The organism is Alloprevotella sp. OH1205_COT-284 (assembly GCF_003859795.1).
Taxonomy (GTDB): domain Bacteria; phylum Bacteroidota; class Bacteroidia; order Bacteroidales; family Bacteroidaceae; genus Alloprevotella.
In genome coordinates this window covers 1-21,712 of the sequence record NZ_RQYI01000036.1, presented here as the reverse complement: position 1 = coordinate 21,712, position 21,712 = coordinate 1, and the positions used below count along the sequence as shown (strand labels likewise).

The 21,712-nt window shown below is 45.3% G+C and carries 17 protein-coding genes and 4 tRNA genes; 18 read left to right on the top strand and 3 right to left on the bottom strand.

Annotated features, from left to right (window positions below):
- Positions 1–131: 131 nt before the first annotated feature.
- The 6 genes from EII14_RS08190 (at position 132) to EII14_RS08165 (ending at position 1,944) form a co-directional block, all read left to right on the top strand.
- On the top strand, positions 132–473 hold the full coding sequence (locus EII14_RS08190; RefSeq protein ID WP_158608361.1) for a transposase: 342 nt from the start codon (positions 132–134) through the stop codon (positions 471–473).
- Between the two features lie 340 nt (positions 474–813).
- Positions 814–886 (top strand) — tRNA-Gly (locus tag EII14_RS08185).
- A gap of 30 nt (positions 887–916) precedes the next feature.
- Positions 917–997, top strand: a tRNA-Leu gene (locus tag EII14_RS08180).
- Between the two features lie 114 nt (positions 998–1,111).
- A tRNA-Leu gene (locus tag EII14_RS08175) sits at positions 1,112–1,195 on the top strand.
- A 10-nt stretch (positions 1,196–1,205) separates the two neighbouring features.
- A tRNA-Gly gene (locus EII14_RS08170) sits at positions 1,206–1,278 on the top strand.
- Positions 1,279–1,377: 99 nt separating this feature from the next.
- The gene (locus EII14_RS08165; RefSeq protein ID WP_124932051.1) at positions 1,378–1,944 is read left to right on the top strand and encodes a hypothetical protein; all 567 of its coding nucleotides are present in this window, start codon (positions 1,378–1,380) and stop codon (positions 1,942–1,944) included.
- A gap of 400 nt (positions 1,945–2,344) precedes the next feature.
- Here the strand turns inward: EII14_RS08165 and EII14_RS08160 are convergent, their stop codons facing one another.
- Positions 2,345–4,009 (bottom strand): hypothetical protein, encoded by a 1,665-nt coding sequence (locus EII14_RS08160; RefSeq protein WP_124932050.1) that lies wholly within the window; start codon positions 4,007–4,009, stop codon positions 2,345–2,347.
- A gap of 133 nt (positions 4,010–4,142) precedes the next feature.
- A complete protein-coding gene (locus EII14_RS08155) occupies positions 4,143–5,252 on the bottom strand; it encodes a hypothetical protein (RefSeq protein ID WP_124932049.1) in 1,110 nt (369 codons plus the stop codon).
- Positions 5,253–5,437: 185 nt separating this feature from the next.
- On the opposite strand from EII14_RS08155, the gene EII14_RS08150 reads away from it, so the two are divergent.
- From EII14_RS08150 to EII14_RS08140, 3 genes are read left to right on the top strand one after another with little or no spacing between them, the layout of a single operon-like run.
- On the top strand, positions 5,438–6,349 hold the full coding sequence (locus tag EII14_RS08150; RefSeq protein WP_124932048.1) for an RluA family pseudouridine synthase: 912 nt from the start codon (positions 5,438–5,440) through the stop codon (positions 6,347–6,349).
- Between the two features lie 42 nt (positions 6,350–6,391).
- On the top strand, positions 6,392–7,591 hold the full coding sequence (locus tag EII14_RS08145) for a pyridoxal phosphate-dependent aminotransferase (protein WP_124932047.1): 1,200 nt from the start codon (positions 6,392–6,394) through the stop codon (positions 7,589–7,591).
- A gap of 8 nt (positions 7,592–7,599) precedes the next feature.
- A complete protein-coding gene (locus EII14_RS08140) occupies positions 7,600–8,850 on the top strand; it encodes an ABC transporter permease (protein WP_233569419.1) in 1,251 nt (416 codons plus the stop codon).
- 261 nt (positions 8,851–9,111) lie between these two features.
- Here the strand turns inward: EII14_RS08140 and EII14_RS08135 are convergent, their stop codons facing one another.
- Positions 9,112–9,621, bottom strand: a complete 510-nt coding sequence (locus tag EII14_RS08135) for a hypothetical protein (RefSeq protein ID WP_124932046.1) — start codon at positions 9,619–9,621, stop codon at positions 9,112–9,114.
- A 236-nt stretch (positions 9,622–9,857) separates the two neighbouring features.
- Here EII14_RS08135 and EII14_RS08130 point away from each other — a divergent pair, with 236 nt between their 5' ends.
- The 9 genes from EII14_RS08130 to EII14_RS09605 all read left to right on the top strand — a co-directional run bounded on the left by EII14_RS08130 (position 9,858) and on the right by EII14_RS09605 (position 21,449).
- Positions 9,858–10,043, top strand: a complete 186-nt coding sequence (locus EII14_RS08130; protein WP_124932045.1) for a hypothetical protein — start codon at positions 9,858–9,860, stop codon at positions 10,041–10,043.
- A gap of 514 nt (positions 10,044–10,557) precedes the next feature.
- Positions 10,558–12,039 (top strand): IMP dehydrogenase, encoded by a 1,482-nt coding sequence (guaB, locus tag EII14_RS08125; RefSeq protein WP_124932044.1) that lies wholly within the window; start codon positions 10,558–10,560, stop codon positions 12,037–12,039.
- 222 nt (positions 12,040–12,261) lie between these two features.
- Positions 12,262–13,695 (top strand): peptidylprolyl isomerase, encoded by a 1,434-nt coding sequence (locus tag EII14_RS08120; RefSeq protein ID WP_158608360.1) that lies wholly within the window; start codon positions 12,262–12,264, stop codon positions 13,693–13,695.
- Positions 13,696–13,715: 20 nt separating this feature from the next.
- Complete coding sequence (locus tag EII14_RS08115) at positions 13,716–15,071, top strand: peptidylprolyl isomerase (protein ID WP_124932042.1); 1,356 nt, start codon at positions 13,716–13,718, stop codon at positions 15,069–15,071.
- Between the two features lie 47 nt (positions 15,072–15,118).
- Positions 15,119–16,885 carry an OstA-like protein gene (locus tag EII14_RS08110; protein ID WP_233569418.1) on the top strand — a complete coding sequence of 589 codons (1,767 nt, stop codon included), beginning with the start codon at positions 15,119–15,121 and terminating at the stop codon, positions 16,883–16,885.
- A 15-nt stretch (positions 16,886–16,900) separates the two neighbouring features.
- Complete coding sequence (gene mutL / locus EII14_RS08105) at positions 16,901–18,817, top strand: DNA mismatch repair endonuclease MutL (protein ID WP_124932041.1); 1,917 nt, start codon at positions 16,901–16,903, stop codon at positions 18,815–18,817.
- A gap of 469 nt (positions 18,818–19,286) precedes the next feature.
- Positions 19,287–20,009: a YjbH domain-containing protein gene (locus EII14_RS08100; RefSeq protein WP_124932040.1), complete on the top strand. Its 723-nt coding sequence runs from the start codon at positions 19,287–19,289 to the stop codon at positions 20,007–20,009.
- 5 nt (positions 20,010–20,014) lie between these two features.
- Positions 20,015–21,265, top strand: a complete 1,251-nt coding sequence (locus EII14_RS08095; RefSeq protein WP_124932039.1) for a hypothetical protein — start codon at positions 20,015–20,017, stop codon at positions 21,263–21,265.
- A 55-nt stretch (positions 21,266–21,320) separates the two neighbouring features.
- Positions 21,321–21,449, top strand: coding sequence for a hypothetical protein (locus EII14_RS09605; protein ID WP_255422127.1), 129 nt, complete (start codon positions 21,321–21,323; stop codon positions 21,447–21,449).
- The last annotated feature ends 263 nt before the right edge of the window (positions 21,450–21,712 follow it).

Below are 21,712 nucleotides of genomic sequence, written 5' to 3'. Positions count from 1 at the left end.
ATCGTAAGCTTCATTGTTCTTAGTCTGTTTTCGAATTTCACCACAAAGATAAGAACTTTGGAGCTTACACACTTTTATAGGACAGTATCCAAGGAAAGGGCAGGAACTCGATACACTGCTACTCTCCCCTCTTGGGAGAGGCCTACAGCTTGCGGGAAGGATTGGTAGAGGCTTTGAATTGGCCAAATAGATCTGAGGGATTAAAACAATTCCTCCGATGGTTGGAATTGGCTAAACAATCCACGCTTGTCCCTTTCAAAAAAGTGGCTAACTTCTTTCAAAATCATCTATTTGGCATCAGAACCTACTTTGAGAAAGGAGCCATTACCAATGGATTATTCGAAGCGCTTAATGCAAAAATTCAATTGGCAAAAAGAAGAGCGAGGGGATTTGCAAATATACAGAGTTTCATCAATATGATTTATTACATCAACGGAGGAGAGAATTTCGCTTACCCACTAAAAACGTTATAGAGCCAAAACGTCGACACACGCCACTCCTTACATATTGCTGAATTTCAGCAATATGCGATTATAAGCAGAGCACTTATGAAGGATTTCCGAATAATCTCGGTGGCAAGCTCCTTTTGTCATCAAGAATAGAGTTTCACCACTCTATACGAGGGATCAGCAAAAGCCGCTTATAAGCAAATAGCATAGTGTTGCACTTGATAGTTGGCTCTACGGAATTTATTTTTTAATACAACTTTTGAAAAAAGGCTCGAAAGCCCTTGTCAATTTCAAAAAAAGCAGTATCTTTGCACAGCGTTTGAGATAAAGCGCTTCCGAATACAAACTTCCTCGGAATAAAAACGCGGAAATAGCTCAGTTGGTAGAGCACAACCTTGCCAAGGTTGGGGTCGCGAGTTCGAGTCTCGTTTTCCGCTCTTTTTCACACAAGTTGAATCTCCCTTAAAGCCCAGGTGGCGGAATGGTAGACGCGCTCGTTTCAGGTGCGAGTGTTTTGCGACGTGCAGGTTCGAGTCCTGTTCTGGGCACCGAAGCAACAATACAAGAAGAGCTTCGACACGAGTCAAGAGATTCGACAAAACTTTTCGAAGATGGTATCAAGCCCCCTCCCGATATCTTCACTCCGAAAAGTAAAAGATATTGGAGAGGTGGCGGAATTGGTAGACGCGCTACTTTGAGGGGGTAGTGTCAATTGCGACGTGGGAGTTCGAGTCTCCTCCTCTTCACTTGTTATCTGCGGAAATAGCTCAGTTGGTAGAGCACAACCTTGCCAAGGTTGGGGTCGCGAGTTCGAGTCTCGTTTTCCGCTCACAAGCGAACTGCCCATGGCAATTCGCTTTTTTATCTTTATCGCATTATCGCACCTCATACAACACCTCTCTTACTCAGCAACACACGCCATCCAAACATGAACATCTACGTACGCTATTTCGATCACGAAGCCATCACCCACAACATCGAAGAGTTAATTGACTTTCTTGCTAAACTCAATGAAATTCCCATCACCAGAACATTGGTTGATGAGCTAACCGTCTATGTTAACAGCGAGATGCCCTATCCAAAGCGCTACAAAGTTCGACCACGCGTCTATTTCATCCTCATCAAAACAAGCGCACAAACCCTCGATGAATTTAAGGCTAACCGCAAATCTCACGACACTCCACTTGCCTACTCCGCAGAAAATCAAACACAAAGAGAGCCACGAACCACACAGCTCCAAGAAGTGCGCAAAGGTTGGTATTTCGGAAGGATCAATTTCAAAAGGGTTCTATTAATTCCCGGAACACAAAAGTATCAGTATCGCGACACGACATTCTCCGCCTACGTTCTCGCCGACTCCGCACAACATTGCTACACTCGCATCATTGATCATTTGAAAAATCGACAAGACGTAGATCCGAGAAGCCAGTTTCCGTCGGCAAAGGGAACTAATTTCAACTACGAATATATGGGCGAGAAACTTCGTCAAGAATAATCGGCTTCGCTGTTCCGAGATATCTTTAACCTCTGCAAAATCCCCTTATAAAATTGTCCAATCCGTTCTTTTTCTCGGATTGGACAATTTTATAAGGGGATTTTGCAGAGGTCTCCTTATTTCATTTTTCCTTGTAAGTAACTTTATCACAACGAGTTTTGAGGTTATATCAGTTTTTTTACCAGACAGCAATATATGGTACGAAGGAACTCTCCATACGTTCCTTTTAAAAAGCCGCGAACTCCTTGGGGTAACACGTTCCCTGAGCAACAAGATTTAAGGATGTCTTTCTGCTAATATATGATATGATAGATCTCTGATGAACCGTAAAAGTATTCGGTAAAAATGTCCGGTAAAAGAGCTTGTTGTTTAAAGCCCTTTTACCGGACATTCGATGAAATTAGAAACGATATCCGAGTGTTAGAATGAAACCGTGACGTTTCAAGTCAAGATGTTGAGCGGGAAGATCATTTTTCTCTCCAACCCGATTCTCCGCATTATAATGGAAAGGATAAACATCAACTCCTTGTTTCTGATATTGGTAGGCAGCATCGACATAAAAAGCGTCGCCACGATAACCTAATCCGCAAGTGTAACGATGGATTGATCCCAAATTTGCATAATCCGTTGAAGTGGAATACTGATAAGAGGGACTGTCCGTATAGAGGTTCAAAAATGCGTTTTTGCTAAAAGGAGAACTTACCCAGTTATAACCGAAACGGGCAAAAAGACTTTGTGCGATCCGTCCTTCGAGTCCCAAACGCAGCGTGTGAACATCCTTCAAATAGTTGTCAATTTCATACTGCATCACTTTGTCTTTCCGACCTATGCCCCAATTATAATAGGGGCCATCACTTGTACTTTCAAGATAGCGCACCTGAGCACTGAGGTGGTCGGCTATTTCATATTCGGCACCTATGGCGAGACGATTACCGATTGTAGAACCTATACTGAAATTCACTTTCCAAGGCGTCCGAAGGAGATAATCGTTGGTTGTTGTGAGATAACCTGTGGTATAATCATAAGATTTTCCGGTATCGGAATTTGTGTGTCCGTGGTGCGAACGAATATCAAGACGTGTGGAAGAGCTTATGGAATAGAACGTCGGAGTAGTGACGGAAAGTCCAAGCCGCAGAGGACTTTCGGCTAACGGACGAGCAATAAAACCGAACTTGGCATCAACGCCGGTTCCGGTGATTTGCTCTTCTTGGTTCATCACATAAGTTTTACGCTGTCCGTTGGCTGCGAAAAAAGGCTTTCCGTCTTCTCCAAGAGATGCCTCCTCATATTCCAAACTACTTTGGGCATCTATATTATAGACCCCGATATTTACACCGAGATAATAACGCTCGCTAAAATTGAAAGAAAGGTTGAAGTCGTATTGTTGGATCCCCCCTTGATTGGCTCTTCCATAATGATAAGCCTCGGCATAACTGGGCTTATAATTGCTCACTTTATTATCAACAAGCACCGGGTCGATCAAAAATGTTTCATATCCCAAAATGGCAAGAGGCGTGGTCATGGCACGATCGTTTTTATCGGTAAGATCGAGCCAACGATCACTGATCTGTGCCAAATCACGCATTTGCCACGACTGCGACATTCCTCTTGTTTGCCCGTCCATCATAGCGACAGGAAGAGGTATGTCATTAAGCACCATTAGGTTTCTAAAATTACGCGATTTCTTATAGTTGAAGCCGAAGTTCACAAACTTGGTGATGCTGTCATCGAGTTTGAAAGTGTACACAAACCCCATTTGATCAATGCTGGCTTTTGTTTTACTCGAATTGAAATATTCCGCATCGCGACTATCGCCTGAATTGGTGATAAAGCCGCCACTGACAGAAGCATCTCCGCGACGATACAATGCCGATGACGCCGGATTGCTTCCTACGGCAGAAAGGTTTGCTCCAAGAGCACTCATGGCTCCTCCCATGCCGACATATCGGGCATCTCCGTTAAGATCGAATGTTGAAAATTTTTCTACTTTATAAATATCTTGTGCGGATAGAGAACCGCCCCCACAACAAGCACAAGCTGCAATCGCCAAGAAAATATTTTTCATATCGAATAGTCTTTTATTATCAAGTGCTTACTTATTCTTTCTCCATATTGAAATGAGAGTTTCTCCATGTTGAAAGAAAAGAAAGAGCAATTTTATTTTTTTCTTCAAGAGAGAGATTTCTCCGAGAGAAACCCTAACGACGCCCTCCCACAATAGAGCCTCCACCACGCGAACTGCCACCGGATGAGAAACCGCCGGAACGTCCGGTAGAAAAGCCTCCTCCGGTAGAGAAACTTCCTCCGGAGCGTCCGGAAGAAAAGTTTCCTCCGCGAGAACCACCCGAGGAATACGTTCCGTTTGAGGATTCATAACTTCGGGTATGACGATTGTCTTGCGTGCCATAAGAGTTTGAGCTTTGGCCACTACGACTATGCCCTATGATATTGCCACGACGCGAAGTTCCCACATTGGCGTCTATGTTTCGCCCTCTGTGTTCCATGGATCTTCCATAGCCCGATTCACGAGAGCGGGAAAATTCACCACCGGAACGAGAAGAGCGATATGATCCGCCTCGCTCTACGAACGAACCTCCGCGCGATCTTCCTCCGTTCTCACGGGAAGCGAACGAACCTCCTCGTGTTCCATAGGACACATTCGAGCCTCTCGTTCCTCCGTAATAAACAGCGTTTCGGGGGGCGAAGGTATAAGAGTTATTCCACCAAAAGAAAGGATCATTCCAACCATAGTGAGGAAACCATGGATTCCAGCCCCAGCCTCCATACCAAGAATAATAGCGTCCATAAGGCCAAAAAGGATTCCAAGGAGAGAAACGGATATTCCAACCTATTCCAAAATAGAAAGGATCCATCCAGCCGTACCACCCTATTCTACCCCAATCGTAAAACCAAGGATCGTAGTAGGCAAGGTCATAATAATAATCGTAATAATAAGGGGAGGCTACAATGGCGGCGCGCGGTGAACGGAAACGCACAATACGTCCTGTCATATTTTGTTCCTCCACGTCATTTTGACAACAAGAAACACTATCGTGCTGACGGGCAACTTTTCCTTTTTTATATCGACGGTTATATTCATCGACGCTGCGCGTTCCCTCAGAGCGTTCGTTGCTCCAATGATCATATTCGAAAACATCATCGCTACCCGAATATGTCTTGTTCATATATTGACGCTGTTCATTTTTCAGTGCCTTCTTTGTAGGTACAAAGTAGACATCGTCGTCTTGTGCCCACGCTACATTCACGAAGGTCAGAAGAGCCATAAGAGAGAAAACAAACTGTTTCATAATCGTTGTATTTGAAGATGAAGTAGATACTGCGAAGATATGTATTATTTGGTATATCTGCCCACATTTGCCTTAAAACCTTTCCTCCAAGGATATTTTTTAACAGTATGCAGGGATTATGCTCCTTTTAATTTGTTGTTTTCAACAACTTGATGTACATTTGCACCTTAAACACAGAGTTCAAAATGCGTAATTACAGAAAGCCTCAATATACCCTCTTCACCGTCAAAGAAGAAACCACTCTACTCCCCTACATCATGCGTTGTCTTGACGGCATCAGTCGCTCCAAGGCCAAAGCCATTCTTTCGGGAAATGGCATACGTGTGAACCGGAAAAACGTTTCACAACACGACTATCCCTTACAGCCGGGAATGCTGGTTGAAATATCCAAGCAAAAACAGCGCACACCGTTTCAGAGCAAATTCGTCAAAATCGTTTACGAAGACCCGCAAATCATCGTGATCGAAAAAAACATCGGTATCTTATCGATGGCGAGTACCCAAGGGCAATTTTGTGTCAAGACGGTTTTGGACGATTATTTCCGAAAAAGTCGCCAAAAACGCACCGCACATGTTGTCCATCGCCTTGACCGCGACACCTCCGGCCTGCTGGTTTACGCCAAAACGATTGAAGCCGAGCAAATCCTCGAACACAACTGGCAACAAATCGTCACCGACCGCCGCTATGTCGCATTGGTATCGGGAGAGATGGAGAAGAAACAAGGACATGTAGAAAGTTGGCTCAAAGACAACAAAGATTATATCACCACCTCTTCTCCCGTAGACAACGGAGGGAAATATGCCCTTACGCATTTCAACACGCTGCGATCTTCTTCCGGATACAGTTTGGTAGAACTTGTTCTCGAAACCGGAAGAAAAAATCAGATACGTGTTCACCTCCAAGACCTCGGCCACCCCGTTTGCGGCGACATTAAATATGGAAACGGCGACGATCCCATAGGACGTCTTTGCCTTCATGCCTATCGACTGGACTTCTATCACCCCATAACCAACGAGCATTTACGCTTCGAAACCCCCGTTCCCAAAACTTTTCTCAGCGTTTTCAAAGAAAAGTCGAAAGAAACGACAAAAGAATAAGCATTAGTTCGCTCACCTCCTTATCGCAAAAACAATTTTCACATGCCGAAAATATCCGAGAGAGCCGTCGAGATGCCGCAATCCCCGATCCGCAAATTAGCCCCATTGGCCGGAAAAGCCAAGGAGCGCGGCCTCAAAGTCTATCACCTAAACATCGGACAGCCGGATCTTCACACGCCCAAATCCGGTCTTGACGTGCTCAAAAACATCGATCGTCAGGTTTTGGAATATTCTCCATCGCAAGGTTTCAAAAGTTACCGAGAGAAGTTGGTGAAGTATTATGCGAAATACAACATCTCGCTTTCGGCCGATGACATCATCATCACCTCCGGAGGCTCAGAGGCCGTTTTGTTTGCCTTTCTGTCTTGCTTAAACCCCGGCGACGAAATCATCGTTCCCGAACCGGCTTATGCCAACTATATGGCTTTTGCCATCTCTGCCGGTGCAAAAATCCGTACCATATCCACGACCATAGAAGAAGGGTTTGCCCTTCCCAAAGTAGAAAAGTTCGAAGAGCTGATCAACGAGCGCACACGCGCCATTTTGATTTGCAACCCCAACAACCCTACGGGCTACTTATACAGCAAGAGCGAAATGAACCAAATCCGAGATTTGGTAAAACGTCATGACCTCTACCTCTTCTCCGATGAAGTGTATCGAGAATTTATCTATACCGGTTCTCCTTATATTTCAGCTTGCCATCTCGAAGGCATTGAGCAGAATGTTGTTTTGATCGACTCCGTATCCAAAAGATATTCCGAATGCGGCATCCGTATCGGCGCACTGATCACCAAGAACAAAGAAGTTCACAATGCCGTGATGAAGTTCTGCCAAGCCCGCCTATCTCCCCCCCTCATCGGACAATTGGTTGCAGAAGCCTCCATAGAAACCCCTGCCGAATACATGCGTGAGATGTATGACGAATATGTTTCCCGTCGCAATTGTTTGATCGATGGGCTCAATCGCATTCCCGGAGTATACAGCCCAATCCCCATGGGAGCTTTCTACACCATGGCACGTCTGCCCGTAGATGATGCCGAAAGTTTTTGCGCATGGTGTTTGAGCGACTTTGAATACGAAGGCGAAACCGTCATGCTTGCTCCGGCTGCCGGTTTTTACACCACCCCCGGCGCAGGACGAGATGAAGTGCGCATAGCCTATGTGCTCAACAAAGAAGACCTTACACGCGCACTGTTTGTCTTGCAAAAAGCTCTTGAAACCTATCCCGGCCGTACTATCTAACCAATCACATGATGAGTTTTTCTTTTTTTGTTGCCCGGAGATTTTTTCAAAACATCGGAAAAGACACGCGTCAAGCCTCCAACCCGACAATAACGATTGCCACCGCAGGAGTGGCAATCGGTTTGTTAGTGATGATTGTTTCGGTGAGCGTCATTCTCGGTTTCAAATCGGAAATCACAAAAAAAATAGAAGGATTTGGCAGCCACATAGAAATACTCGACATCAACGCCATCACAGCTCCCGATGGATTTCCGGTGCAAGCCGACAGTTCTTTCCTTCGTACCTTACGGGATTACGATTTGGTGAAATCAGTCGATCGGATAGTGCAGAAAATGGGAATTTTCAAAACCCAAAACGATTTCATGGGGGTTGTTTTGAAAGGTTTGCCGTCGAATTATGACACAACATTCATGGCACAAAATTTGGTTGAAGGTCGTTTGCCCGATCTGAAAACCGAAAACGGAAATGAAATTCTCATTTCAAGCCAACAAGCCAACCAACTCAACCTTAAAACGGGAGATCGCGTATTTGCCTACTTCTTCGAGGAAAGTATCAAAATGCGGCGTTTCACAATCAGCGGCATCTACCAATCCAACATGGGGATGTTCGACAAAAACATCGTCATAACCAACCTGTCCACCATCGAACGTCTCAACCATTGGGACGAAAATCGTGCGTCATTGATCGAAATACGCCTCAACAACTTCGCCGATATTGATCGGGCTATGCCCGATATTCAAAAAATCTGCAATCAACAAAACCTCATTCAAGCCTCCCCCGCTCGTCAGCCGTTGAGCATCAAGGAGCACTACGCACACGTGTTTGCGTGGCTCGACCTCTTAGACTTCAACCTAATTGTGATTCTCATTTTGATGATCATCGTGTCGGGTTTCACAATGATCAGCGGTTTGTTCATTTTAATTTTGGAACGCACCTCTACCATAGGCATACTCAAAGCCTTGGGGGCGACGAACACCGGAGTACGACACATTTTCCTATACTTCTCCGGTTTAATCACATTGCGAGGCCTACTGATCGGCGACATTTTGGCTTTCCTCGTGCTGTTCATACAGAAATATTGGGGAGTGGTTCACTTAGACCCGGCCACATATTACGTAGAAACAGTTCCGATCGAAATCAGCCTTTTCGCCATCGCGCTCATCAACATCGTCACACTGATTCTAACCACACTCGCCTTGGTTGCCCCAAGCTATATGATCTCTCGCATACAACCGGCAAAAGCCATTCGGTTCGAGTAGGATATACCCGAAAAAGTCTACGATGCTCCGACGAGTGTTTCTTGTTGTAGGCAACACGTCAAAACGCCCAATAAGATTATTCGCATAAACAATCTCCTTCTCCCCGAAAAATCATTTATGATATTCGGAGAGAAGGAGTTATGATTTATGAGCCTGCGCTTTGACGTTCGAAGATTTATCCCGACAAGCCTTGAAACGTTTCATGGAGCTTTTGGCGGGCACACATCTAATTGAGAAACAAAAATAAGAAAAGCCCTATTCTCACATCGAAGAGGATTCTTTAATTTCTTTCAAATCCGCAATTCTATAAGAACGCTTATAGGGCTTCACGCAAACCCGGACACGGGTATCTGCCGCCGGAATGATCTGTTGATCGGAATATTTAATTTCAGATCTGTGAAATTTGACTTCAAACCAATCATTTTCAATCGGAGTAACATAGAGCGTTTCCAAATTTTCCTCCACGCAGTCATGCCCTTGAATAAGTATCAGATAGTCCAAATCTTTATATTTCTTCCGTAATTCGGGAGCACAAGTTTGCAAAAGCGTGTTGGCGATTGCACCGGACGCATCATACATCACTCCACTCATGTATGCCACATAGAAGCCATACAGAAAAAGAGCCTTTTCTCTTTGTTCGGGAGTATTGCATTGAGCAATATGCCCTGCTGCACGTTCATAATGATTGTCCGTCGAAAGGGTGTTTCCTCTCAAAGTCAAAGAAGGCATCATCAAAAAGACGAGAAGGAAACGCAAGAAGTAAACTTTCATAATACGAAGATTTAAGATCATACAATAAGGGGGTAAGCCATAGCCGAGACACTCTCCTTCTTCCCATTGTCCATGAAAGATCGGGCGCAATGCTCACTGCTTCTCTTGAACATGGAAGGGATGTTTGTCTGACAATCAGCCCGGAGCGAACTCTTCAAAAAAATCTGTTTCTTCAAGAAACGCTTTTTATTTTGACGCCACAAATTTATCTACTTTATTTTTAATCGGAAAGAAAAATGGCAACATTTTTCTTCTTACTCATCGCCTTTGTTCCATTTCAGTTTATCACCACTACCTCCAATGCCGGATTTTCTACCTCCAATGCAGTGATTTCTACTTCCCACCTTGTGTTTGCATTCTCCCTTTGTCGATTGTTTATTCATCGTTCCGAGCAAGAACAAACGATTAAATCCTTGTCGTAAACTTATCTTTCAAACCAATATCCCCTTCTTCTGTTTTTTCTCTTCTTTTTTCCTACATATCCTACACAGGTCCGCCTTACCTTCTAATTATCAATACCTTATCAATGTACACAAAGAAAACAAAACCTACACTCCGACACCCCAAACCGCTGATCATCAACACTTAACGTACTACACACCGCATCCTTTCGATATTTCCGGCTCCTCGTCGCCTTTCCTCAGCAACAGCCTCTCACCGGAAAGAACGATGTAAGAAGATGTAGAAAATGTAGATAAAAAACAAGATTGTCTACATTCGTTTCAATCAGATTTACAGATACTTATTCTGACAAGTGTAGAAAATGCAGACAAAAACACAAACACGGTGGATATAACCTCAAAAACAACCCCTTCAAGGGCTCTCACACGATTTCAAACGGAATGAATGCCCGACAAACTCAAAAACGAGCCCGAAAATGCTTTGATATGAGGATAAATAAGTAAATTTGCACGGAATTAAATTCTTTCTTCTCTTATGACAGCCAATTTCATTGCAGACAAGATTGTCATGGACGGTCTGACTTTTGACGACGTCCTTCTCGTTCCCGCTTATTCCGAAGTACTTCCTCGCACGGTATCGCTTTCCACAAAGTTTTCGCGCAACATCGAGTTGCAGATCCCCTTTGTTACCGCCGCCATGGATACCGTCACCGAATCTCAAATGGCTATTGCCATAGCCAGAGAAGGGGGCATCGGAGTGATCCACAAAAACATGTCGATCGAAGAGCAGGCCCGTCAGGTGGCTATCGTCAAACGTGCCGAAAACGGAATGATCTACGACCCCGTGACCATCAAGCGCGGAAAAACGGTGCGTGACGCATTGGAGTTGATGAAAGAATATCATATCGGCGGCATTCCCGTTGTTGACGATGACATGAAATTGGTGGGCATCGTTACCAATCGCGACCTTCGGTTTGAGCGAGATTTAGACAAACTCATCGACGAGGTCATGACCAAAGACAACCTTGTGACGACAAACACCCAGACCGACCTAATGGCGGCCAGCGAAATTTTGCAAGAAAACAAAATAGAGAAGCTCCCCGTGCTCGATCAAGAAGGAAGATTGGTCGGCTTGATCACCTACAAGGACATCACCAAGGCACAAGACAAACCCAGTGCTTGCAAAGACGAGAAAGGTCGCTTGCGAGTGGCGGCAGGAGTAGGGGTCACGGCCGACACCATGGAGCGTATCGACGCCTTGGTGGCGGCAGGTGCCGACGCCATCGTTATCGACACTGCCCATGGACATTCCAAAGGGGTCATTGAGAAGCTGAAAGAAACTAAGGCCAAATATCCCCATGTAGATGTGGTGGTGGGCAACATTGCCACGGGAGAAGCAGCCCGTATGCTCGTTGAAGCAGGAGCCGACGCCGTAAAAGTAGGCATCGGCCCGGGGTCGATATGCACCACGCGTGTCGTTGCCGGAGTGGGAGTGCCTCAACTTTCTGCGGTCTACGATGTGGCCAAAGCCCTCGAAGGCAGCGGAGTGCCCCTCATTGCCGACGGCGGTTTGCGCTATTCCGGCGATGTGGTCAAAGCCATTGCTGCCGGCGGATGCAGTGTGATGATCGGCTCTCTTGTGGCCGGATGCGAAGAAAGCCCCGGCGAAACCGTGCTTTTCAACGGTCGCAAATTCAAGACATACAGAGGAATGGGTTCGCTCGAAGCCATGGAAAACGGTTCAAAAGACCGATATTTCCAAGGTGGAGTGGGCGACGTGAAAAAACTTGTTCCGGAAGGCATCGCCGGACGTGTCCCCTATAAAGGAGCCGTGCAAGAGGTGATCTACCAACTCGTCGGAGGCCTCCGTTCCGGAATGGGTTACTGCGGCGCATCGACCGTAGAAAAACTGCACGACGCCAAATTCACACGTATCACCAACGCAGGTGTGCTCGAAAGTCACCCCCATGATATTACCATCACCAGCGAAGCACCCAATTATTCTCGCAGTGAATAATCCGACATCATATTCGATACGGGAAGCCTCATCGCCGCATTCATCGTCATCGAAACAAATCACCTCGATTTCCGAAAATGGTCTTCAAGCTCTCTGTCGAGTTTGAAGACCTTTCACGGCATTTGGCATCAAATGCTTCGGTAAAGCTCTCATATCCCAACATCGTATGTTTTGATGCATACCACAACCCGAAAAAACTTATCCATTTCACCAAGAAATCCCATGAAACACATCTTATTCGTATTTTTACTTTCTTTTCTCTGCATTGACGCAAATGCACAGCAAACCGCGAATCCCGTGTTGATGCACATCAATGGCAAAGCCGTCACACGCGGAGAATTTGAATATGCCTACAACAAGAACAACAGCATCGAAGGAGCGGTGGAACAAAAGACCGTGGCGGAATATCTCGACATGTTCATCAACTACAAGCTCAAAGTGGCCGCAGCAGAGGCTTTACGCATGGACACGCTCCAATCGTTCCGCGATGAATTTCGCACATATCGCGACATGCAACTGACGCCGGCCTTGATCGATCAGGCTTTCATCGACTCCGTTGCCCGCAGCCTTTACGACCGTCAGGCCAAAATTGTGGACGGCAAAGATCTTCTGACGGTTTCCCATATTTTGTTTTTGGTAAAACAAACCGCCACAGAAGCCGAAAAACAAGCCGTGGCACAACGTGCCGACAGTGCTTACGACGCCCTCGTGGCAGGTGCGGACTTTGCCGAATTGGCCAAAGCCGTGAGTCAGGATCCCGGCTCTGCACCCCAAGGCGGATTGCTCCCCACCATTTATCCGGGAATGACGATCAAAGAATTTGAAGATCAAGCCTATGCCCTTGAAGCCGGGCAATTCTGTCGTCCTTTTCTTTCAACCGTGGGCTATCACATCGTTTGGGTTCAAGCGCGCAAACCGCTCGAAAGTTTTGAAGCCCTCTACCCCACCATTCTCCAATCTTTGAAACGTCAAAACATAGAAGAAGCATCTGCCGAACATCGCATCAACCAACTCATTGCCAACGGAAAAAGCAGAGAAGAAATCATGGACAGTGTGTTGCAACTCCGTTTGGAAGAAACTCCCGATTTGCGCTATCTCATACAAGAGTATCATGATGGGTTGTTGCTCTACGAAGTAGCCAAACAAACCGTTTGGGATGTTGCCGCCCAAGACGAAAAAGGTTTGGCTCACCGCTTCCAAACAAACAAGAAGAAATATGCTTGGGCTGCCCCTCGTTTCAAAGGGTTTATTATCAGTGCGAAAAACAAATCTATCGCCAAGAAAGCACGCAAACTTCTCAAAAACGGTCTTCCGCAAGGCAAAGAACTCAGAGAGTATCTGCAAGAAACCCTCAACAAAGACTCCGTGGTCGTAATGGCCAGCGGACAGCATCTTGTGGAAAAAGGCGAGAACTCGACCATCGACCATTTGGCTTTCGGCAACAAACAAGCAAAGATAAGAAGTGTTCGCAGCGGCTACCCCGTCACGCTGTTGGCCGGCAGAAAGATGAAACGCCCCCAAACTTACCACGATGTGAAAAGCCAAGTGGTGGCCGATCATCAGCAGGCACTCGAAGCCGAATGGGTAAAAGAATTACGCAAACGTTTCTCTTTCACGGTAGACGAAAGCGTTCTCAAAACCGTAAACAACCATTAGTCATCCCCACTCGCAGTTTTATGTCACACAAAATATCTCTCCTCGTCCTCGGCTTACTGACCTTCGCCGGCGTCTTTGCACAACACAAGAAGAACACCGTCGATGAAGTCATTTGGGTGGTAGGCGACTCGCCGATTTTGCTCTCCGACGTAGAAGAATATCGGCTCGAAGCCGAAATGGCCGGTCAAAAAATACCCTATACTTCCATTCCCGAACGTTTGGCCATTCAAAAGCTGTTTCTTCATCAAGCAGAGTTAGACTCCATTACCATCGGCGAAGCCGACTTGATGCACTACGCTGACCAAAGATTGAATGAGGCCATACAGTTTTACGGTTCTCGCGAAAACTTGGAAATGGCATTGAATAAAACCATTCCGCAAATCCGAGAGATGTTTAAGGAGCAAACGCGCAATATGGAAATTCCCAACATGGTGCGCCGTAAACTCACCGAGAACATTCGAGTGACTCCTGCCGAAGTACGCGATTTCTTTTCAAAGCTCCCCAAAGACAGTTTGCCACTCGTGCCGACACAGGTGGAACTACAAATCATTACCGCTGCGCCCAAGCCCTCTCGTGAAGAAGTGGAACGCATCGAAGAGCGTCTTCGCGACTTCACACGTCGCATCAACGAAGGCGAAGCCGACTTTGCTCGTTTGGCGCGCCTTTACTCACAAGACGGCAGCGCGCGCAATGGCGGTGAACTCGGCATGAGCGGACGAAACCAATGGGTGCCGGAATTTGCCAATGTCGCTTTTTCACTCAATGATCCCAAGAAAGTTTCGAAGATCGTGAGAACGGAATTCGGATTCCACATTCTCCAATTCATCGAAAAAAGAGGAGAAAAAGTAAATGTTCGCCACATTTTGCTCCGTCCCGAAATACAAGAAAGTGAATTTGAGAAAAACATCGCCCGGTTAGACTCCATCGCAAACGACATCAAAGAGGAGAAATTCAGCTTTGAAATTGCTGCTCAACAACTTTCGGACGACAAAGACAGCCGCAACAACAATGGGCTGATGGTCGCTCGCGACGAAGAAGGCAACATTTTGTCTGCCCGCTTCGAACTCACGCAACTCAATCGCGAACTGGCAAAAGTTGTGGAAAACCTCAAAGTCGGAGAAATCTCAAAAGCTTTTCGAATGGTTGACCCTAAAAGCGGTTCTGAAATATGCGCAATCGTAAAACTCAAAAACAGAATAGAGGAACACCGTGCCAATTTCACCGATGATTTCCGATTGCTCAAAAACGTTGTGATGAACCAACGACAAAACGAAGCGGTTCGTAAATGGCTGACCGAAAAAATCAAAACCACCTACACACGCATCAATCCGGAATGGCGAAACCTGACTTTTGAGCACGAGGGTTGGGTTAAATAAACACGACACAGCCGTCACCGACATCATTTCTCGTAAAGCATCTCCTTTTGAAAAAACATCATCAAATTCGCAAAAAAGTTTGGATGGGTTTCGGGATATTATTCCTGTTTCTCATTCAAACTTATGCGTTCACGCCGAACGGAACGCCGAAACGCTCAACAGCCAAAGACGAAAGAATTCAAATTCATCATGCCGACCGATTGTTTAAGGACATCACCATTACGGCAGACGGGCAAGTGTTGGTGGGCAATGTTCATATCACCCACAGCGGAATGAGATTGAAGTGCGACAGTGCGGTGTTCTACGAAGCGTCAAATTCATTTATGGCCTATGGACGTGTGCGATTTACCCAAGGCGACACACTCTCGTTGAAGGGCGACTCTATCTATTACGACGGGACTTCGCAATTCGCACAAGTTTTTCAGAACGTGGAAATGCGTCATCACAAAATGACGCTGTACACCGATCATTTGAACTATGACAGAATAACCGGGCGAGGTTTTTATGATGTCGGAGGAAAAATCGTGGACGGAAAAGCTGTTTTGACTTCTCAACAAGGAGATTACTATACGGCAAGTAAAGAAGCGGAATTTTATGAAGACGTGCTATTGGTTAATGGAGGAAAAGACTCTCTGATCACAGACACCCTGCACTACGACACTCGCACGAAATGGGCGCATGCCAAAGGCCCGACCAATCTGCTCAGTGGCGACAGCCATATTTACACCATAGACGGCACCTACAATACCAATAGCGAAAGAGCACATCTCACTCGACGTCCCCAACTTTTCAACAAAGGTAGAAAGTTAGTGGGCGACTCTATTTCTTACAATAAAAAGGAGGGTTTCTGTGAGGCCTTCGACAATATTGTGTTTACCGATTCTTCCGACAACAACAATAAAAACATATTGATGGGAGAGTATGGGTATTATGACGACATAAAAGGAGAAGCTATGGCAACAAAGCGCGCTTTGGGCAAAAACTTCTCTCGCAATGCCGACACGCTTTATGTCCATGCCGACACGCTCCGTCTCTATTCCTACAATCAGAAAACCGACTCGGCTTATCGTGTGTTGCACGGCTACTTTCGTGTGCGTGCCTATCGAACGGATGTCCAAGCCGTATGCGACTCTTTGGTGTTCAACTCAAAAATCAAAAAACTCACACTCTATCGCGATCCTATTGCATGGACGGAACAACGCCAAATTTTGGGAGAAGAGATCAACGTTTTTAGCAATGACTCAACGATAGACTCCATTTATGTAGAGCGGCAAGCACTTCTTGTAGAGGCCTTGCCCGATTCTACCCTCTACAACCAAGTGTCGGGAAACTTGATGATGGCCTACTTCCGCCAAGGTGAACTCTATCAGTCAAAAGTAGACGGAAATGCCATGCTCATCAATTTTCCGATGGAGAAAGATTCATCTTTTTTGTATCACAACTATTGTGAAGCAGCTAAACTCCGTGTTGATACCGAACGGAGAAGGATGAAACGTTTTTGGGCAGGTCCCAATCCGATCGGGAAGACTTATCCCATTGGAATGGCTCCCAACGAACATACCCGACTGCCGAATTTCGCTTGGTTCGACTACATACGCCCTCTATCGCCGGAAGACGTGTTTGAATGGAGAGGAAAAACCGCTGCTGCCAAACTCAAACATATTCCAAGACGGCAAGCACCTTTGCAATCTCTCGAAAAAGCAAGTCATACCACCAACAAAGGTGTCGCTCCACCACCCTCTGACGCCCTCCCATCCCCTTCAACAGACCAGCCTCTTTCTCCGACGCCGGACTCCTCGGAAAAATCGGAATAAACTTCATCATTTGCCATGTCAGACATTATTCATCTCCTCCCCGACTCCGTTGCCAATCAAATTGCCGCCGGCGAAGTTATTCAACGCCCGGCTTCTTTGATAAAAGAATTGGTAGAGAATGCGATAGATGCCGGTGCGTCATCCGTTCAGGTGATCGTGACGGACGCAGGAAAAACTTGCGTACAAGTCATTGACAATGGGAAAGGAATGAGTGACACGGACGCCAGACTTTCTTTTGAAAGACATGCGACTTCCAAAATCACTTCTGCCGATGATTTGTTTTCACTGACGACAATGGGCTTTCGGGGAGAGGCGTTGGCTTCGATAGCTGCGGTGGCACAGGTCGAACTACGCACCCGCATGGCCAACTCGGAATTAGGTGTCAGCATACAAATTGAAGGTTCAAAATTTATCCGACAAGAACCAATCGCCTGTCCGACAGGTGCCAATTTCATCATCAAAAATCTGTTTTTCAATGTTCCGGCACGACGCAAATTTTTGAAAAGCAATCATACCGAACTCTCCAATATCATTGCAGAGTTTGAACGCATTGCATTAGCCCATCCCGACATCGCTTTTTCGCTGTCTACCCCCGAATCGCTCTTATTGGATCTGCCGGTCGGAAACTTCAAACAACGCATTGTTAATATCTTCGGTAGAAAATTCGACAAATATCTGATTCCCGTTCACGTCGAAACATCTTTGATCAAAATCACCGGTTTTGTCGGAAACTTGGAGAGCAGCAAGAAAAAAGGTGCTCAACAATTTTTCTTTTGCAATGGCCGCTACATGCGACACCCTTATTTCGCCAAAGCTATTCAATCCGCTTTTGATCGCTTGCTTCCCGAAGGAGAACAAGTTCCTTTTTTTCTGCAAATGTCTGTTGCTCCCTCGAAAATAGACGTCAATATTCATCCGACTAAAACAGAAATCAAGTTTGAGGACGAGCAAGACATTTGGAAAATTCTACTCGCCGCCATCCGAGAAGCATTGGGAAAACACAATGCTATTCCCACCATTGATTTCGACACGGAAAACTGTCCGGAAATACCGACTTTCGACAATGGAGCAAAAGATGTGGCCATGCCTCAAATCAGCGTGGATCTTTCTTTCAATCCATTTGAGACCGACTCCCCTTCCTCACCCAATCCTTCAACCGCATTTACCAAGCACGGCACCTATGCCGCACCTTCTGCAATCGCCTCCTCGAAAAATCAAGAAGCGATATACACAGAAGTCTTCTCTTCTGATATTTTTTCGAAAGCCGAAAGCGAAACATCCGAATTCGCCCCCCTTACTCCCCTACACACACAAGAGCAATCGCTATATGCGGAATTAGCTCCATCACAACAACAAGCATGGGAAACGGCAACGGCAAACTACCTTCAATATCAAGGCAGATATATTTTATCGCCTACCGAAAACGGATTACTCATTGTGGATCAACACAGGGCTCATATTCGCATCTTATATGATGTTTATATCGAGCAGATCCGCAAACAAGATTCACCGTCACAAGGACTTCTTTTTCCGCAAATCATAGAGTTGTCTCCCTTGCAATGCGCCACTCTGCAAACCATTGAGGCAGAACTTTCTGCTCTTGGTTTCGAACTTTCTTTCCTTGGCGGCGGAAGCTATTCCATTTTGAGTATGCCGGCGGGAGTAGACGGACTTGATCCCGTCAATCTATTACAAACGATTGTTGATGAGGCCATGAGCAAACCCACAGACGTTCGAGAAGAAATTGCAGCATCCATTGCTCTCTCTCTCGCAAAAAAAGCAGCAATACCCATTGGGCAGATGCTTTCGTTTGAAGAAATGAAAGACTTGGTGGTACAATTATTTTCCATAACTTCTCCGGCATTTACTCCGGATGGCAAAGCCACATTCTCCCTGCTCCCCCACTCTACTCTTATCAAAAGTTTTGACTGAACGAACAGACTTATACCTTTTCGGTTTTTAACTTTCATTCTTTCACATGCCATAAACTCTACTCCGATCATGTCCGATGGTAATTTCAATCGAAACCTTCTCCCTTACAATAGTTATCAAAGCGGATTTCGAGCGGGAAAAGCTCGAATGAAACAACATGCCCTTGAAGCATTCGAAGTCACGATAAAAAAGCACTTCTCCCAAACTCTTTCCGAAGAAGTCCAAAAAGAAGTTTTTCAAAGTTATCTGCAAGAACTAAACAAAAACAACACTTAAATAGCATTTATACTTCATAACAACGACTTTAAGTGTTTTTTTTGAAGAAAGTTCTTGTTTATTCATTCCTAATTTGTAAATTCGCAAAAAATAGTAGGCTGTCCAAATCCCTTGACATGCGTAGCGCCCACGAACGTTTTCACTCATACGGAACTCGCTCGTCATCTAAGATCGGTTCAAACTGAGTTTTGCGATGAAATCATTCACCCTCATCTGTTGCATTTTGGCTTTATCTTTGGTAAACAAAGTTGAAATTCATGCACAACGTTTGCTCGGCACAACCGGTTTAATGAACATTCCCACCGCCGACATGAAACCGGCAGGAACATTTGACGGAGGTATAACTTTCATGCAAAAAGGCGTGACCAATGATGTTTACAATTTCGACACCGGAATTTACTACATCAATATCACACCCTTCAACTTCTTGGAATTTACATTCAGAGAAACGTTGCTAAAAACCCAACATTCCGTCAAGAAGACAATGGGTTACTACCAACAAGACAGATCGACCACTTTTCGCTTGCGCCCTCTTGCGGAACAACCCAACAGATGGTGGCCGAGTTTTGTCATCGGCATCAACGATATCTACTCTGCATACGGAGACAGTTTCTACACCGGCATTTACGGAAGCCTGACAAAACATATTCCTATCGGAAAACAAGGAAGTTTAGCTGTCACTACGGGGTATTTTCACCCCTTCAATAGTGGAAAGATGTATGATGGCTTCTATGGCGGAATAGAATATTCCCCTTTTCAGAGTCAATGGTTGAACATCATGGCCGACTATGACTCCAAGGGCTTCAACTTCGGTATGGCATGCCGATTTTGGAAAAGTCTAAACGTCTTCTGCTATACACAAGAATGCAAAGGAATAGCAGCAGGAGTCAGTTACCAACACACCATCAAGTTCTGAACGCCATGAAAGCAGAAAGATCTCGCCATTTATACGTTTCAGAATTATCGATCCTAAAATGGGGGTTGCTCATAGCTCTTTGGACGGCTTCATTCTACCATTCCGTAGCCAATACCGAAATTGATGACATACTCATAAAACATGGATTTGAAAATATAAGAACTGCAACGGAAGAAGATACACTCTATGCAGCATTCGAAAATAGCACCCACCGTGCCTCTTATCGAGGTATAGGTGTCGCCATAGAAAAGTTATCGGAAACAGCTCCTAACATCAGCATTTTCAAGATATTGGTATTGGAGTATTGCGTTCCTCGAATTTCCGTCGTCGCGCAAAAAGCCGAAAATAAGTGGAGTGTTACAGTCAGCTACGAAACCGTAGAAATTCAACATAACCTGCAACGTCTTACACCCCAAAATACGACAAAAGCCTCAACCTTTGGAAAAATAGACCTGACACTTCACCCTATTATTTCCATTGACAACCATCTCCTTGACAAACTTGCCGAAGTTGGAATTTTCATTGCTCCGGCCATTGAGACAACCCTTTGGAAAGGAAGTCGCATAACTTTCCAACCCATTTTGCCGCTATACACCAATCTTTTCAAAAACAACCCCGACAGACTTCCACAATTAGGTGTAATGGCAATAAGACAAGATTGGGTATCCAATAGGAAATGGACGCTATCCACAACCATCGGCTCATTCTTGTATAACATCATGGGGTTGCACCTTGACGCCACTTATCACCTCAATGATCGTTTAGACTTTGGAGTTCGTAGCGGATGGGCAGCAGAACAAGTTTTCAAAAGAAGTGGCTGGAAAACCGGACATCTTAATAAGATAACCTGCATGATCAATGCAAACTATTACGAGCCCTACACATCCCTTCAAATAAAAGCTTCGGCCGGGCGTTTCCTCTATGGAGATTATGGCTTTCGAGGAGATCTCGTTCGTCACTTCGGAGAAGTTGCCATAGGAGTTTATGGAATATATACCGATGGCGAGAAAAATGCGGGCTTTAATTTCGCAATTCCTTTGGGAGCGCGCAAACAACACCGCAAAGGTCGAATCAGGCTGTATCTACCCCAATACTTTTCTTGGGAATATAGCATGATCTCTTATTACCGATATGCCTTTGAAAAAATGGGACGCGAATATAAAGAATTCCCGGACAAAAACTTCACGACCCACTATTGGCAACCCACCTATATACAACAATATCTCCAACGCTATCTTAATGGATATATTCGTTGATACAAACCTTTAAATAAGTTTTCCACATAATACTCACTCTTTAATCTTTAAAATTATGAACAAATTTTTCAAGTTCCTCCTCGGTGCAGTGGTCATCGTAGCTTCTACTCTTTCTTTTACTTCTTGCAATGACCAAGAAGACACCGAGCCTGTACAAGTTCACAATGGTGGTGCCGGTAAATAAATTACCACACACCGTTCATTAAAAGAAACCGTGTCAAAACCTTTTTTGGCACGGTTTCTTTCTATTCGCACCCAAAATGGGATCAGCGGAAGATCCGGTAATGTCCGAAAAAGTGTGTAAGATTTCCCTCCGTTCCTCCCCCAGGCTTTGGGTTAACCCAAGCCTGGGGGAGGTTTGTGGTGTTGATTTTAGGTTATCGTTTTACTGTATTTCCCATTCTCTAAAGTACGGCAGTCTCCTTGCATACGCCCCCTCGGTCTTCT